The organism is Azonexus sp. IMCC34839 (assembly GCF_047047955.1).
Classification (GTDB): Bacteria; Pseudomonadota; Gammaproteobacteria; order Burkholderiales; family Rhodocyclaceae; genus Azonexus.
The window spans coordinates 2,108,664-2,121,767 of record NZ_CP150631.1 but is presented as its reverse complement, the minus strand read 5'-3'; the positions used below and the strand labels follow the sequence as shown (position 1 = coordinate 2,121,767).

Sequence of the window (13,104 nt, the reverse complement as noted above, 5' to 3'; positions counted from 1 at the left end):
CCTGACAAATCCAGGCCACGAAATATTCCAGTTCAGGCTTTGCAACATTTTTAACTAGGTCAAAGAGAAGTCGGCATGGTTCGCAGACAATCGTCGAACTTGAGCAAGGAGAAAAACGGATGAGGGGGGCTTTCGCGATGATGGCACTTGCCGGTGGCGTGTTGCTATCGGCCAATGCATGGGCAACGGAGCAGCAGCCTGAAAAGGCTGATGGGCGTCCGAAGATCGCTGCCGGGTTGATGATGCAGCAGGGCGGGAAGTTGGTGATGGCGCCCTGTCGGGATCGAAGCTATGCGATCGTCGAGGATGTGTCGGATGGGCAAAAGGTAGTCGAGACCTTGAATCTGATAGGGCTGGCCGAAGGCAAGCATCTGTATGCCGAGTTGATCGGCGTGCTGGATGGCGGAAGTTTGCGGGCTTCCGACGTCAATATGGCGCGGGTGGCCGGGCGTTGCCAGCAGCCGGGTGGTGGCGAGGAAAATTGGCGGGCGGCCGGCACCGGTTGGTCGCTGGTGGCCAGCGCGACGCATTTGCGGCTGAACCGCATGGGGCAGCCCGATTTGTTGCTGGCGGCGAAGACGCAGGGTGACGACAAGGCGGCTCAGATCGATGCCGAGTCTACTGGCCAGAAGATCGGCGTGCACCTGAAGCGCGAGCGTTGCCGCGATCAGGCGGCGAATGCGGTGTTCGGCTGGACGGCGCAGGTGACGGTGGATGGCAAGCTGCTGCAGGGGTGTGCCTGGCAGCGGTGAGGTTTGGGTAGGAAGGGGGTTCTTTCCCGGCCCCCCACGGCGGACTTTGCACAGTCCGCCGGCGCCGCTGGCGAGAAGCAGTGCTTCTCGAAACCTCAGCTTCGCCCCCTTGTCAGGGGAGGGAATTATTCGGGGGCAATCCAGCGTTTGTAGGCCACTGCTGCGGTGCACTGGCCAAAAAGGGCAAAAATCAGGTGGTCGAGAAGGTGAAGGCGTCGGCGAAGAATTCTTCTTCCGGCAGCTTGTTGAGCTCGACGAATTCCTTCTTGGCGATATCGACCATGACCGGCGAGCCGCAGGCATAGACCTGGTAGCCGGAAAGATCCGGGAAGTCGGCCAGCACGGCCTGGTGCACGAAGCCGGTGCGGCCGTTCCATTGATCGTCGGCAGCTGGCTCGGAGAGCACAGGCACGTACTTGATGTTCGGATGCGCTGCCGCCCATTGCTCGGGCAGGTCGTTCATGTACAGGTCGGCCTTGGCCTTGGCGCCCCAGTAGAGGTGAATCGGGCGGGTACAGCCGTCGGCTATGGCCTGCTCGACGATGCCCTTCATCGGCGCGAAGCCGGTGCCGCCGGCGAGCAGGATGATCGGCTTGGTAGATTGGGTGCGCAGGAAGAAGCTGCCATGCGGGCCGGAGAAGCGCAGGATGTCGCGCGCCTTCATGGTGGTGAAGACTTGCGTGGTGAACAGGCCGTTCGGCACGTGGCGGATGTGCAGTTCGAGCATCTTGTCGGCGCGCGGTGCGTTGGCCAGCGAGAAGCTGCGCTTGCGGCCGTCCTTGAGCAGGATGTCGATATATTGCCCGGCGAAGAATTGCAGCTCTTCGCTGGCCGGCAGGCGCAGGTGGAGTTCGACGACGTCGGGGGCGACTTTCTCGAACTTCTCGATGCGGCCGGGCAGGGTCTTGACCGGGAACTGGCTGGCGCTGCTCACCTGCTTGCATTCAATACTGAGATCGGAGGTCGGCTTGGCGCAGCAGAAGAGGATCATACCGGCGGCACGGTCTTCGTCCTTGAGCGCGGGTAGCGGGGCGTCGCCCATGTCGGCGCTGCCAGAAAGCAGCTTGCCCTTGCAGGCGCCGCAGGCGCCATCCTTGCAGCCGTAGGGCAGCAGCACGCCCTGGCGCAATCCAGCGTCGAGCAGGGTTTCATCGGCCTCGGCGCTGAACTGGCGGCCGCTCGGCTGGACGGTGATCTGGTAAGTCATCGGGTTCCCCTTGTCTTTCCTTCGCGCCAGATCGTCAGGGGTGCCCCTGCTACAATGCCGGCGTGCAAAAAATCCTGATTGTCGGCAGCGGGGACGTCGCCCGCCGCATTCTCTCCCGCCTTGCCCGCCGCGCCCGCGTCTATGCGCTGCTGCGCGATGCCGACCGGGTGCAGGCGTGGCGCAAGGCCGGGGCAACGCCGGTGCTGGCCGATCTGGACGATCGTTCCAGCCTGCGTCGCCTGGCCGGTCTGGCCGACGTCGTGCTGCACCTGGCGCCGCCACCCGGCGAAGGCCGGCAGGACAAGCGCACCCGCCATCTGTTGGCTGCGTTGGGCAAGGCCGAAAGTCTACCACGCCGCCTGATTTACGTAAGCACGACAGGGGTTTACGGCGATTGCGCCGGGGCGCAGATCGACGAGACGCGCCACTTGAACCCGGAAAGCTCGCGCGCCGGCCGCCGCGTTGATGCCGAGCGTGTGCTGCGCGACTGGGGGCGGCGCAATGGCGTGGCCATCAGCATCCTGCGCGCGCCGGGCATCTACGCGGCCGACCGCCTGCCGGTGGAGCGCCTGAGCAAGGGACTGCCGGCGCTGGTGGCCGAGGACGACGTGTATACCAACCACATCCACGCCGATGATCTAGCGGCGGCCTGCGTCGCGGCGATCCGCCACGGCGGGGCCGGTCGGGCCTACAATGTGGTGGATGATTCGGACATGAAGATGGCCGAATATTTCGACAAGGTGGCCGATGCCTTCGCCTTGCCGCGCCCGCCGCGTTTGACGCGGGCGGCTGCGGCGGCGCAGTTGTCGCCGGTGCAGATGTCGTTCATGCGCGAGTCGCGCCGCATCGGCAATCGTCGCCTGAAAAACGAACTGAGGCTGCGCCTCGCCTTTCCGACGGTCGACGTCGGCATCGCGGCGGCGAAAGCGGCCCGTTAATCAAGGAGAAAGCTCGTGCTCGTGGTCAAGGCATTGCATATCTGGATGGTCATTTCATGGTTCGCCGGCCTGTTCTACCTGCCGCGCATCTTCGTCAATCTGGCGATGGTGCCGGCCGACAGCGTGGCCGAACGCGAGCGTCTGCTGCTGATGGCCGGCAAGCTGTTCAAGTTCATGACGCCGCTCGGCTTCCTGGCCGTGGTGCTCGGCCTGTGGCTGTGGTTCGGCTACGGCTTCTCCGGCGGCTGGCTGCACGCCAAGACTTTCCTGGTCGCCATCCTGGTCGCCTACCACGTGCATTGCGGCCTGGTGCTCAAGCGCTTCCAGAGCGGCGACAATGCCCGCTCGCATGTGTGGTTCCGTTTTTATAACGAACTGCCGGTGGTGATCCTGCTGGTCGTTCTGTTCCTCGTCGTTTTGAAGCCCTTCTGATATGAACAAGTATTTCGCCATCTGCCCGCGCGGGCTGGAAACCCTGCTCGCCGAGGAACTGACCGCCATCGGCGGCGAAGAGGTGCAGGCCATTGCCGGCGGCGCCTTCTTCTCCGGCGACTGGACGGTGTGCTACCGCGCCAATCTGGAATCGCGCCTGGCGACCCGTATCCTGTGGCATATCGTCAAGGGACCGTACGCCAAGGAAGACGACATCTACCGCCTGGCTGTGCGCCAGCTGTGGCCGAACCATTTCGCGGTGAGCAGCACGATGCGCGTGGTGACCACGGCCATCAAGTGCCCGCTGAAATCCCTCGACTATGTCACCCTGCGCGTCAAGGACGCCGTGTGCGACCGCTTCCGCGAGGATCTGGGCGAGCGGCCAAATATCGAGACGCGCAACCCGGATGTCAGCATCCACGTTTTCCTGACCGAGAACGAGTGCACGCTTTACCTCGACACTTCGGGCCAGCCGCTGTGGCAGCGCGGCTTCCGTAAGGCCAGCGTCGATGCGCCGCTGAAGGAAAACCTGGCCGCCGGCATTTTGAAGATGACCGGCTGGCAGCCGGGCACCCCGCTGGTCGACCCAATGTGCGGTAGCGGTACTTTCCTGCTCGAAGCCATCCAGGTGGCGCTCGATCGCGCGCCGGGGCTGGATCGCACCTTCTCGTTTGAGCGCCTCAGGCACTTCCAGGCGCTGGATTGGGCGAATATTCGCAGTGCGGCGGAGGCGCGGGTCAAACCGGCCGAGCGTATGGACATCCGCGGCTACGACATCGACGAGCGTGCCGTGCGGGCAACGCGGCGCAACCTGCAGGAAGCCGGTTTCGGCAACCTGATCACGGTCGATTGCGCCGATGTGCTGGAAGTCCAGCCGTTGACCGAACATGGCATCATGGTGGCCAACCCGCCCTACGGCGAGCGTATCGGCGAGCAGGAAGAACTGGCCGCCTTCTATCCGCAGCTCGGCACGGCGCTGAAACGCTACTGGGCTGGCTGGAACTGCTTCTTCTTCACGGCCGACCTGCGCCTGCCCAAACTGGTTGGCCTGAAGCCGAGCCGCAAGACGCCGCTGTTCAACGGGCCGCTGGAATGCCGCCTGTTCGAGATTCGCATGGTCTCGGGGAGTAATCGCAAAGGCTGATTGCTGCAATGCAATAAGGATAATCTTTTGATTTTGGTCAGGCTTTTGGTCTGACCAATGTGTAAGCATCTTTGTTTTCTAATATTTATAAAGAGGAGCAGCAAGATGTCAGTACAGGCCCTATACCAACAAAAACGCATGTCCGCCGGCGATGCCATCCGCGTCGTCAAGAACGGCGACACGATCGTCGTGCCGACCGCCGTCGGCGAACCCCCCAGCCTGCTGACGGCCTTGTCCGATGCACGCACCGATTTCCGCGGCGTTACCGTGTCGCAGATTCTGCCGGTGCGCAAATACGCCTATCTCGACCCGGAAACGGTCGATCACGTTCGCCATACGGCCTACTTTTTTAGCGGGGCGACCCGGCCGGGCGGCAAGGACGGCTGGATCGACTTCTATCCGTCTTATTTTTCCGAAATGCCGATGCTGATCGACCGCGGCCTGATGCCGGCCGATGTCGTCTTCAGCCTGGCTTCGCCGATGGACGAGCATGGTTATTTCTCGCTGTCGCTGGCTGCTGACTACACCATGGCGGCTGTGGCCAAGGCGCGTGCCATCGTGCTCGAAGTCAATCCGAACGTGCCGTTCGCCAACGGCAGCTGCCATGTCCACATCTCGCAGGTGACGGCGCTTTGCGAAAGTGCCGATCCGATCCTGGAAATTGGCCTGCCGAAGATCGGCCCGGTGCAGGAAGCGATCGGCAGCTATGTGGCCGAGATGATTCCCGATGGCGCAACCCTGCAAATCGGCTACGGCGGCATTCCGGATGCCGTGGTGATGCAGCTGACGCACAAGAAGGATCTCGGCATTCATACCGAGATGGTCGGTGACGGCATCATGACCCTGGTCGAGGCCGGTGTCGTGACCGGCGGTTGCAAGAACGTCAATCGCGGCAAGATCATGGCGACCTTCGCCCTCGGCTCGAAGAAGCTTTACGACTTCATGCACCGCAATCCGGGCCTGGAAATGCATCCGGTGGATGTCACCAACGATCCGTACCTGGCCGGCCAGAACGATAACCTGCACGCCATCAACGCGACCATGCAGATCGATTTCCTCGGCCAATGCGGCTCGGAAAGCCTGGGTTCGGTGCCTTACTCCGGCACTGGTGGCCAGTCGGACTTCATCCGTGCGGCCAATCGTTCGAAAGGCGGCAAGGGCTTCATCGTGCTGCCGGCGACGGCCAAGGATGACACCATTTCGCGCATCGTGCCGACCCTGTCGTCGGGAACGCATGTGTCGACCAGCAAGAACGACATCAACTACGTCGTGACCGAATACGGCGTCGCTCAATTGCGCGGCAAGTCGGCCAAGCAGCGTTGCGAAGCCCTGATCGCCATCGCCCATCCTAATTTCCGTAATGAACTGCGCGAAGCGGCCAAGAAAATGCATTTGTTATGAGTCTTGAAGTGATGGAAAAACGTTTCTCCGAGCAGCAGCTCGAGCAGATCATCGAGGAAGCGATGGTCTACATGTGTGCCTGCCCGGCCCAGGTGGCTGTACAACTGCGCAAGTTGCGCGAGTTGTACAGTTACCAGCAGAACTGCGAAACGGATCCGGGCAACGATCCGGCGCCGCATCGCGAAATCGCCCGAGCGGCCATTGAAGCGCACACGCTGATGGAGAATTGCCTGTCGCGCGTGCTGGAAATCGAAGGCTGGGACATGGCCACGCTGCGCATGCCGGAAGGCTTGCGGCGCAAGCGGGCGGAAGCGTTTGGTCTGGGCGATTGACGCTGGGCCAAGCGTTACAACTTGTAGCAACTTGCTGACCTCGCTTTGCCGATAATTCGACTATCTTGAAAGCACGAACCAAGGAAGAACGGGTGCCAGCATGAAAGCACTGAAATTCGCCGTGATTGGCCTTGCGCTGTTGCTGACTGCACTTAGCAGCGCTTGGGCGCATGGGCCGCGTGCGCGGGTCGGCGTCTACATCGGCCCGCCGGTGGTCTGGGGGCCGGCGTGGAGTCCTTATTGGTATCCACCGCCTTACTACTATCCGCCGCAGCAGGTGATCGTCGTTCCGCCTACGCAGCCGCCGGTCTATATCGAGCAGAATCCACCGGCCGAACAACAGCAGACGCAGCAATACTGGTATTACTGCAAGAGTGCCAAGGGCTACTACCCTTATGTCAAGGAGTGCCCGGAAGGTTGGCAGCGTGTGCTGCCGCAACCGGAGAAATGAGCCATGACTGATTACAAGAAGGTGATGCGGCGCACGGCGATAGCCGCTTCGGTGTTGCTGCTCGGCGCGTGTACGGTAATGCCGACTGGGCCGAGCGTGATGGTTCTGCCGGGGACGGGACAGAGCTTCGATCGTTTCCGGGCCGACGATGTCGAGTGCCGCCAGTACGCGCATTATCAGATCGGCGGCAAGACGGCCGGCGATGCGCAGAAGGAATCGGCTGTGACCAGCGCCGCCGTGGGAACGGCGGTCGGTGCGTTGGCTGGCGCGGCGATCGGTGGCGATGCGCGCGGCGCAGCGGTCGGGGCCGGGGTCGGCTTGCTGGCCGGTGGCGCCGTTGGCAGCGATGCGGCGCGCAGTTCGGGTATCGGCACCCAGCGCCAGTATGACAATGCCTATATCCAGTGCATGTACGCCAAGGGGCACCGCGTGCCGGTGCCGGCGAACATGAGCTATTCGGCGCCGGTCAAGGCGCAGGAGGCGGGGATCCCGCCGCCGCCTCCGGGCGCTCCTCCGCCGCCGCCTCCCGGCAAATAACGGTTTTTGGCAAAAAAGGGCAGTGCACCGCAGCTGCCCTTTCTTTTTGCCCGTTCAGGTCGCTCAGGCGACGCCAGCGGTATGGGCTTGCTGGTCGGCCCAGTAGCTGGAGCGCACCATCGGCGCGCAGGCGGCGCCGGAGAAGCCCATCTTCCTGGCTTCTTCCTCGTACATCTTGAAGACGTCCGGATGCACGTAGCGCGTCACCGGCAAGTGGTGGCCGGACGGCGCCAGGTACTGGCCGATGGTCAGCATGTCGACGTCGTGGGCACGCAGGTCGCGCATCACTTCGAGGATTTCCTCGTCGGTTTCGCCGAGGCCGACCATCAGGCCGGACTTGGTGTTGACCTGCGGATAGCGCGCCTTGAACTGCTTGAGGAATTCCAGCGAGTGCTTGTAGTCGGCGCCGGGACGAGCCTGCTTGTACAGGCGGGGCACCGTTTCCATGTTGTGGTTGAGCACGTCGGGCAGGCACTGGCCGAGCGCATCGAGGGCGATGTCCATGCGGCCACGGAAGTCGGGGACCAGCGTCTCGATGGTAGTGGTCGGAGAGGCTTCGCGCACGGCGCGGATGACGTCGACGAAGTGCTGGGCGCCGCCGTCGCGTAGGTCATCGCGGTCGACGCTGGTGATGACGACGTAGCGCAGCTTCAGCGCGGCGACCGATTCAGCCAGTTGGGCCGGCTCGTCCGGGTTGGGCGGCAGCGGCTGGCCGTGGCCGACGTCACAGAACGGGCAGCGGCGGGTGCAGATGTCGCCGAGGATCATGAAGGTGGCGGTGCCGCGGCCGAAGCATTCGCCGATGTTCGGGCAGGTCGCTTCCTCGCAGACGGTGTGCAGCTTGCGCTCGCGCAGCATGGACTTGATCTCGCCGAAGCGGCCGGCGCTGTTGCCGGCCTTGACGCGAATCCAGTCGGGTTTCTTGAGCGGGGTGTCGACCGGCACGATCTTGATGGGAATGCGCGCGGTTTTCAGTTCGCCCTTCTGTTTGACGCCTTTTTGCTTGGTGCCTTCAGCCTTGGTTTCAGCCATGTTGTTTGTCCAGTTGCCGTAGCAGGTGGTCGGAAAGACGCTCGCCCGCCTCGTGAGCGGTGAGCGGAATGTTCAGGTCTTTGGTTTGAATGACTTTCAGCCCCGGATAGCCGCAGGGGTTGATCGCGTCGAACGGGGTGAGATCCATGTCCACGTTGAGCGAGACGCCATGATACGAGCAGCCGTTACGGATGCGCAGGCCAAGGGCGGCGATCTTGGCGTCGCCGACATAGACCCCGGGGGCGCCATCGCGCCGCTCGGCGGTGACGCCGTAGTCGGCCAGCAGATCGATGACGGCTTGCTCGATGGCCGTGACCAGTTCGCGCACCTTGATCTTCAGGCGCGACAGGTCGAGCAGCAGGTAGATCACCACCTGGCCGGGGCCGTGGTAGGTGACCTGGCCGCCGCGGTCGATCTTGACCAGCGGAATGCTGACGTCGCGCAGGATGTGCTCCGGCTTGCCGGCCTGGCCGAGGGTATAGACCGGCGGGTGTTCGACGATCCACAGTTCGTCCGGCGATTCCGCCGTGCGTGCTGCGGTGTACGCCTGCATTTGGGCAAAAACCGGCTCGTAATCGACCCGGCCCAGGCGTTTGACGACGATGGTCACTTAGAGGACGACCTTGACCAGCGGGTGCGAGGTCAGCTCCATATATAGCGCGTCGAGTTGCGGCTTGGAGGTGGCGACCACGGTGCAGGTCAGGCTGACGTACTTGCCGCCCGAGCTGGCACGCATTTCCATCGTCGCCCCGTCGAAGCCGGGGGCGTGTTTGGTGACGATGGCGAGCACGGCCTGCGCCAGTTCGTCCTCGGCCTTGCCCATGATCTTCAATGGGAAGTCGCAGGGGAATTCGAGGAGGGTTTCTTGTTGCTGATCAGCCATTGCGCATTACCGTGTTCTTGAAGTCCTGATACCACTGCCACATCTTCTCGCCGTAGGGGCCGGGCTCGCCCGTGCCGACAGCCTGGCCGTCGAGCGTGGTGATGGCGAGGATTTCCTTGGTCGATGAGGTCATCCAGACCTCGTCGGCGGCACGAAGTTCCGTTTCGGTGATTTCGCGCACCTCGAGCGGCTGGCCGTGGTGTTCTGCCAGTTCGAGGATGACGTCGTAGGTGATGCCGGGCAGCATCAGGTGAGTCTTGGGCGGCGCCAGCAGCAGGCCGTCCTTGACGATGAAGATGTTGGAGGCGGCGCCTTCCTTCAGGTAGCCGTCACGGATCAGCAGCGCCTCGGCGCAGCCTTGCTCCACCGCTTCCTGGCGGGCCAGCACGTTGGCCAGCAGCGAGACGACCTTGAGGTCGCAACGCGACCAGCGCAAGTCGGGCACCGTGATGGCGGCGACGCCCTTGGCCCTGACCTCGGCCGACGTGGTGACCAGCGGCGAGGCGAAGGCGAAGGCGGTCTGCGGCACGCTCAGCGGCGGGAAGGCGTGGTCGCGCTTGTCATCGGCGCCACGCGTGACTTGCAGGTAGATCGATTGGTCGTCCCAGGGGGCCGCTTCGATCAACTTGAAAATCACCGATTTCCACTCGTGCGCCGCCAGTGGGTTGCGCAGCTTGATGCCGTCCAACGTTGCCTGAAGACGCTTCAGGTGTTCGTCGATGCGGAAGGCTTTGCGCGAATAGACCGGGATGACCTCATAGACGCCATCCCCGTACAAGAAACCGCGGTCGAGCGGCGACACGCCGGCTTCGTTAAGCGGCAGGAACTGGCCGTTCAGGTAAACGGGGTCGGCGACGAATGGGGTCATGGGGTTAGACGAACCAGAGACGGATGGTGTGGAAGAGTCGAATGAAGATATTGCCGAGTTCGATATTTTCAAGGGCGGTGGCCGTGTATTCGCCGTAAGGTTTGCCGTCGATCGTTACCTTGAGCACGCCGACGGCTTGGCCGGCCTGGATTGGAGCGATCAGGCGCGGCTGAGGCACGAACTGGGTGGTCGCCTTGTCGCCCAGGCCCTTCGGCACGGCGATCGAGATGTCGTTGGCGAAGCCGACCTTGACCTCGCTCTGGGCGCCCTTCCAGACGCGCAGCGGGGCCAGCGGTTGGGCCGAGGTGTAGACCGGCACTGGCTCGTAGGCCAGGAAGCCCCAGTTCAGCAGCTTCTGCGACTCGGTGGCGCGGGCGTTGTCGGAGGCCGTGCCGAGCACGACGGAAAGCAGGCGGCGTTTGTCGCGCAGGGCGGAGGAAATCAGGCAATAGCCAGCAGCATCGGTGTGGCCGGTCTTGACGCCGTCGACGGTGGGATCGATGTAGAGCAGGCGGTTGCGGTTCGGCTGGGTGATGTTGTTGTAGCGGAACTCCTTCATTGAGTAGTACTTCCTGTACTCCTCGGGGAAGTCGCGGATCAGCGCACCGGCGAGTAACGAAAGGTCGCGTGCCGTGGTGTAGTGGTTCGGGTCGGGCAAACCGGTCGAGTTCATGAAGTGGGAGTTCTTCATGCCCAGACGCTGCGCTTCGCGGTTCATCATTTGGGCGAAGTTTTCTTCGCTGCCGGCGATGCCTTCGGCCAGGGTGACGCAGGCGTCGTTGCCGGATTGCACGATCATGCCCTTGATCAGGTCTTCGACCTCGACTTGGGTGTCGACCTTGATGAACATCTTGGAGCCGCCGGTTTTCCAGGCCTTCTGCGATACCGGCAACGGCTGGTTCAGGGCCAGCGTCTTCTTGTGCAGTGACGAGAAGGTCAGGTAGGCCGTCATCAGTTTGGTCAGCGAGGCCGGCTCAAGGCGCTCGTCGGGCTTTTCGGCGGAAAGTACTTGGCCGGACCCCATTTCCAGTAGCAGCCAGGACTTGGCGGCAAGGCTGGGCGGTACGGGGGCTTGCTGGGCCTGTGCCGCATTCAGGGCGAACAGGCTGGTGGCGAGGATGATGGCTTGGCGGAACAGCATGGAATGGTTTCTCGGATTGCGTCGGGGGCGAAAATTATACCCCCGCCACGGTCGGCGACTGGGATGCGCCGGCGCACAGGACTTCTATCGCCGGGTGGCGGATGCGCCGCTCGTTCGAGATGGCGTAGATATGCTCGCAAACTCCATGCATTTCCCCAACCGGTTGCGCCGAGAGCTGGCTGGCGATTTGTTCCGCCAACGCGAGGGGGGCGGGAAAGATGCCCAGTCCTTCGCGGCCGAAAGTGTTGAGCAGGGCGCTGTCCTCGAATTCGCCGACGATTTTCGGGTGCAGATCGTTGCTTTCGAGCCAGCGGTCAATGTGGCTGCGCAGGGCATGATGTCGGGTCGGCAGCAGAAGCGGGGCGCCATTGAGGCAATGCGGGAATTCTCCTGCCAGCCGGTCGGCGATGGCCTGGGTAGCGAACAGTCCGGTGGCGAAGTCGCCCAGACGGGTGCTGAACACCTTCAGGTTGCCGCCGGTTGGTGCGGGGCGGTCGGTCAGCACGACATCGAGGCGGTGCAGGGCAAGATCGGCGAGCAGTCCTTCGAACTCGCCTTCATCGCAAATCAGGCGGACATCGACTGGCATCGCGGTGACATTGGAGAGCAGGCGGTAGGCGAGCAGCTTCGGAATGCCGTCGGAAATGCCCGCCCGCAAGCGCAGGGTGGTTTCGCTGTCCGAGTTTTCCACGGCATCGATCAGGGCTTCGCCGAGCTGGAATATCTGGTCGGCGTAGCCGAGTGCAACCCGGCCGGCCTCGTTGAGCACCAGGCCGCGCCCCTGGCTGTTGAAGAGGGCCTTGCCCAGTTGCTTTTCCAGAATGGAAAGCTGTCCGCTGATGGTTTGCACCGCGACGCCAAGTTTCTCGGCAGCACGGGTAATGCTGCCCTCGTGTGCGACGACCCAGAAATAGTGGAGGTGCTTGAAGTTGAGGTTGTTCATGAGTTCAGCAGAAAAAATCGAATGGTTTTTCAATTTTGCTCCGCTTTTTAAGGTTTGTGCAATGCACTAGAGTGCGCTCGTGTATGTCCAAAGGAGTCAAGACATGAAACGTATCGTTCTCTTCCTGCTGACCAACCTCGCGGTGATGTTGGTGCTTAGCGTCGTAACGAGCCTGCTCGGCGTCAACAAATTCCTGACCGCCAATGGTCTCAACCTCGGCATGCTGCTTGTTTTCGCCGGTGTGATCGGTTTTGGCGGCGCCTTCATTTCGCTACTGATGTCCAAGAGCATGGCGAAGTGGAGCACCGGGGCGCGGGTTATCGAGCATCCCGGTAGTTCCACCGAAGTCTGGCTGGTCGACACGGTGGCCAAGTTGGCCGACAAGGCGGGTCTGCCCATGCCTGAGGTGGCGATTTACGACGGCGAACCGAATGCCTTCGCTACCGGTGCGACCAAGAACAGTTCTCTGGTCGCGGTTTCCACCGGCTTGCTACAGAGCATGAGCCGCGAGGAAGCCGAGGCGGTGTTGGCGCACGAGGTGGCGCACATTGCCAACGGCGACATGGTTACCCTGACCCTGATCCAGGGCGTGGTGAACACCTTCGTGATTTTCCTGTCGCGCATCGTCGGTTATGTCGTCGATAGCTTCCTGCGCCGCAACGATGAGGAAAGCAGTGGTCCGGGGATTGGTTACATGGTGACCAGCATGATCTGCGAAGTGGTCTTTGGTGTGTTGGCTAGCATGATCGTTGCTTGGTTCTCTCGCCAGCGCGAGTTCCGGGCCGATGCCGGTGCGGCTCGCCTGATGGGATCGGCGGTGCCGATGCAGAACGCCTTGCGTCGTCTGGGTGGCCTGCATACCGAGCCGTTGCCGCAGAACATGGCGGCCTCGGGAATCGCCGGCGGGCAAGGCCTGATGGCCCTGTTTGCCACCCATCCGCCGCTGGAAGAGAGAATTGCAGCGCTGTCAGTTCGCTGACAGAAAGCTGACCAAAAGCTGACAAACTAGGTTCGGGTTTGATAAAGTTGCGCCATGATGCGAT

16 protein-coding genes are annotated in these 13,104 nt (G+C 62.5%); 9 read left to right on the top strand and 7 right to left on the bottom strand.

Features of this window, described 5'->3' with window-relative positions:
* Positions 1-119 precede the first annotated feature (119 nt).
* A complete protein-coding gene (locus WIF35_RS10435) occupies positions 120-752 on the top strand; it encodes a hypothetical protein (RefSeq protein ID WP_412478152.1) in 633 nt (210 codons plus the stop codon).
* A 190-nt stretch (positions 753-942) separates the two neighbouring features.
* On the opposite strand, the gene WIF35_RS10430 is transcribed toward WIF35_RS10435, so the two are convergent.
* Positions 943-1,959, bottom strand: coding sequence for a CDP-6-deoxy-delta-3,4-glucoseen reductase (locus tag WIF35_RS10430; RefSeq protein ID WP_412478151.1), 1,017 nt, complete (start codon positions 1,957-1,959; stop codon positions 943-945).
* Between the two features lie 62 nt (positions 1,960-2,021).
* Between WIF35_RS10430 and WIF35_RS10425 the strand changes: the two genes are divergently transcribed.
* The 7 genes from WIF35_RS10425 (at position 2,022) to WIF35_RS10395 (ending at position 7,194) form a co-directional block, all read left to right on the top strand.
* Positions 2,022-2,897 carry an SDR family oxidoreductase gene (locus WIF35_RS10425; RefSeq protein WP_412478150.1) on the top strand — a complete coding sequence of 292 codons (876 nt, stop codon included), beginning with the start codon at positions 2,022-2,024 and terminating at the stop codon, positions 2,895-2,897.
* Between the two features lie 15 nt (positions 2,898-2,912).
* On the top strand, positions 2,913-3,329 hold the full coding sequence (locus WIF35_RS10420; RefSeq protein WP_412478149.1) for a CopD family protein: 417 nt from the start codon (positions 2,913-2,915) through the stop codon (positions 3,327-3,329).
* A 1-nt stretch (position 3,330) separates the two neighbouring features.
* Positions 3,331-4,473 (top strand): THUMP domain-containing class I SAM-dependent RNA methyltransferase, encoded by a 1,143-nt coding sequence (locus WIF35_RS10415; RefSeq protein ID WP_412478148.1) that lies wholly within the window; start codon positions 3,331-3,333, stop codon positions 4,471-4,473.
* Positions 4,474-4,578: 105 nt separating this feature from the next.
* Positions 4,579-5,874, top strand: a complete 1,296-nt coding sequence (locus WIF35_RS10410) for an acetyl-CoA hydrolase/transferase family protein (RefSeq protein WP_412478147.1) — start codon at positions 4,579-4,581, stop codon at positions 5,872-5,874.
* A complete protein-coding gene (locus WIF35_RS10405; RefSeq protein ID WP_412478146.1) occupies positions 5,871-6,206 on the top strand; it encodes a hypothetical protein in 336 nt (111 codons plus the stop codon). Before WIF35_RS10410 ends, WIF35_RS10405 begins: the two co-directional genes overlap by 4 nt.
* 100 nt (positions 6,207-6,306) lie before the next feature.
* The gene (locus WIF35_RS10400) at positions 6,307-6,657 is read left to right on the top strand and encodes a hypothetical protein (RefSeq protein ID WP_412478145.1); all 351 of its coding nucleotides are present in this window, start codon (positions 6,307-6,309) and stop codon (positions 6,655-6,657) included.
* A 3-nt stretch (positions 6,658-6,660) separates the two neighbouring features.
* Entirely contained in the window at positions 6,661-7,194 is a 534-nt protein-coding gene (locus WIF35_RS10395; protein WP_412478144.1) for a YMGG-like glycine zipper-containing protein, read from the top strand.
* Between the two features lie 63 nt (positions 7,195-7,257).
* On the opposite strand, the gene lipA is transcribed toward WIF35_RS10395, so the two are convergent.
* The 6 genes from lipA to nhaR are packed head-to-tail and all read right to left on the bottom strand — an operon-like array spanning position 7,258 to position 12,061.
* Positions 7,258-8,226, bottom strand: coding sequence for a lipoyl synthase (lipA, locus tag WIF35_RS10390; RefSeq protein ID WP_412478143.1), 969 nt, complete (start codon positions 8,224-8,226; stop codon positions 7,258-7,260).
* Complete coding sequence (gene lipB, locus WIF35_RS10385; RefSeq protein WP_412478142.1) at positions 8,219-8,836, bottom strand: lipoyl(octanoyl) transferase LipB; 618 nt, start codon at positions 8,834-8,836, stop codon at positions 8,219-8,221. Before lipB ends, lipA begins: the two co-directional genes overlap by 8 nt.
* Entirely contained in the window at positions 8,837-9,109 is a 273-nt protein-coding gene (locus tag WIF35_RS10380; RefSeq protein WP_412478141.1) for a YbeD family protein, read from the bottom strand. It lies immediately after the preceding gene.
* The gene (locus WIF35_RS10375) at positions 9,102-9,977 is read right to left on the bottom strand and encodes a D-amino acid aminotransferase (protein WP_412478140.1); all 876 of its coding nucleotides are present in this window, start codon (positions 9,975-9,977) and stop codon (positions 9,102-9,104) included. The genes WIF35_RS10380 and WIF35_RS10375 overlap by 8 nt, the downstream gene beginning before the upstream one ends.
* Positions 9,978-9,981: 4 nt before the next feature.
* The gene (locus tag WIF35_RS10370) at positions 9,982-11,118 is read right to left on the bottom strand and encodes a D-alanyl-D-alanine carboxypeptidase family protein (RefSeq protein WP_412478139.1); all 1,137 of its coding nucleotides are present in this window, start codon (positions 11,116-11,118) and stop codon (positions 9,982-9,984) included.
* A gap of 34 nt (positions 11,119-11,152) precedes the next feature.
* Complete coding sequence (nhaR, locus tag WIF35_RS10365) at positions 11,153-12,061, bottom strand: transcriptional activator NhaR (RefSeq protein ID WP_412478138.1); 909 nt, start codon at positions 12,059-12,061, stop codon at positions 11,153-11,155.
* A gap of 103 nt (positions 12,062-12,164) precedes the next feature.
* Between nhaR and htpX the strand changes: the two genes are divergently transcribed.
* Positions 12,165-13,040 carry a protease HtpX gene (gene htpX, locus WIF35_RS10360; RefSeq protein ID WP_412478137.1) on the top strand — a complete coding sequence of 292 codons (876 nt, stop codon included), beginning with the start codon at positions 12,165-12,167 and terminating at the stop codon, positions 13,038-13,040.
* Positions 13,041-13,104: the final 64 nt, after the last annotated feature.

What these genes read in the sequence shown, in the direction of transcription:
- WIF35_RS10435 (WP_412478152.1), top strand. Translation starts at nt 120, where the DNA reads ATGAGGGGGGCTTTCGCGATGATGGCACTTGCCGGTGGCGTGTTGCTA.
- WIF35_RS10405 (WP_412478146.1), top strand. Translation starts at nt 5,871, where the DNA reads ATGAGTCTTGAAGTGATGGAAAAACGTTTCTCCGAGCAGCAGCTCGAG.
- lipA (WP_412478143.1), bottom strand. Translation starts at nt 8,226, where the DNA reads ATGGCTGAAACCAAGGCTGAAGGCACCAAGCAAAAAGGCGTCAAACAG.
- WIF35_RS10400 (WP_412478145.1), top strand. Translation starts at nt 6,307, where the DNA reads ATGAAAGCACTGAAATTCGCCGTGATTGGCCTTGCGCTGTTGCTGACT.
- WIF35_RS10410 (WP_412478147.1), top strand. Translation starts at nt 4,579, where the DNA reads ATGTCAGTACAGGCCCTATACCAACAAAAACGCATGTCCGCCGGCGAT.
- WIF35_RS10415 (WP_412478148.1), top strand. Translation starts at nt 3,331, where the DNA reads ATGAACAAGTATTTCGCCATCTGCCCGCGCGGGCTGGAAACCCTGCTC.
- WIF35_RS10395 (WP_412478144.1), top strand. Translation starts at nt 6,661, where the DNA reads ATGACTGATTACAAGAAGGTGATGCGGCGCACGGCGATAGCCGCTTCG.
- nhaR (WP_412478138.1), bottom strand. Translation starts at nt 12,061, where the DNA reads ATGAACAACCTCAACTTCAAGCACCTCCACTATTTCTGGGTCGTCGCA.
- WIF35_RS10430 (WP_412478151.1), bottom strand. Translation starts at nt 1,959, where the DNA reads ATGACTTACCAGATCACCGTCCAGCCGAGCGGCCGCCAGTTCAGCGCC.
- htpX (WP_412478137.1), top strand. Translation starts at nt 12,165, where the DNA reads ATGAAACGTATCGTTCTCTTCCTGCTGACCAACCTCGCGGTGATGTTG.
- WIF35_RS10380 (WP_412478141.1), bottom strand. Translation starts at nt 9,109, where the DNA reads ATGGCTGATCAGCAACAAGAAACCCTCCTCGAATTCCCCTGCGACTTC.
- WIF35_RS10375 (WP_412478140.1), bottom strand. Translation starts at nt 9,977, where the DNA reads ATGACCCCATTCGTCGCCGACCCCGTTTACCTGAACGGCCAGTTCCTG.
- WIF35_RS10370 (WP_412478139.1), bottom strand. Translation starts at nt 11,118, where the DNA reads ATGCTGTTCCGCCAAGCCATCATCCTCGCCACCAGCCTGTTCGCCCTG.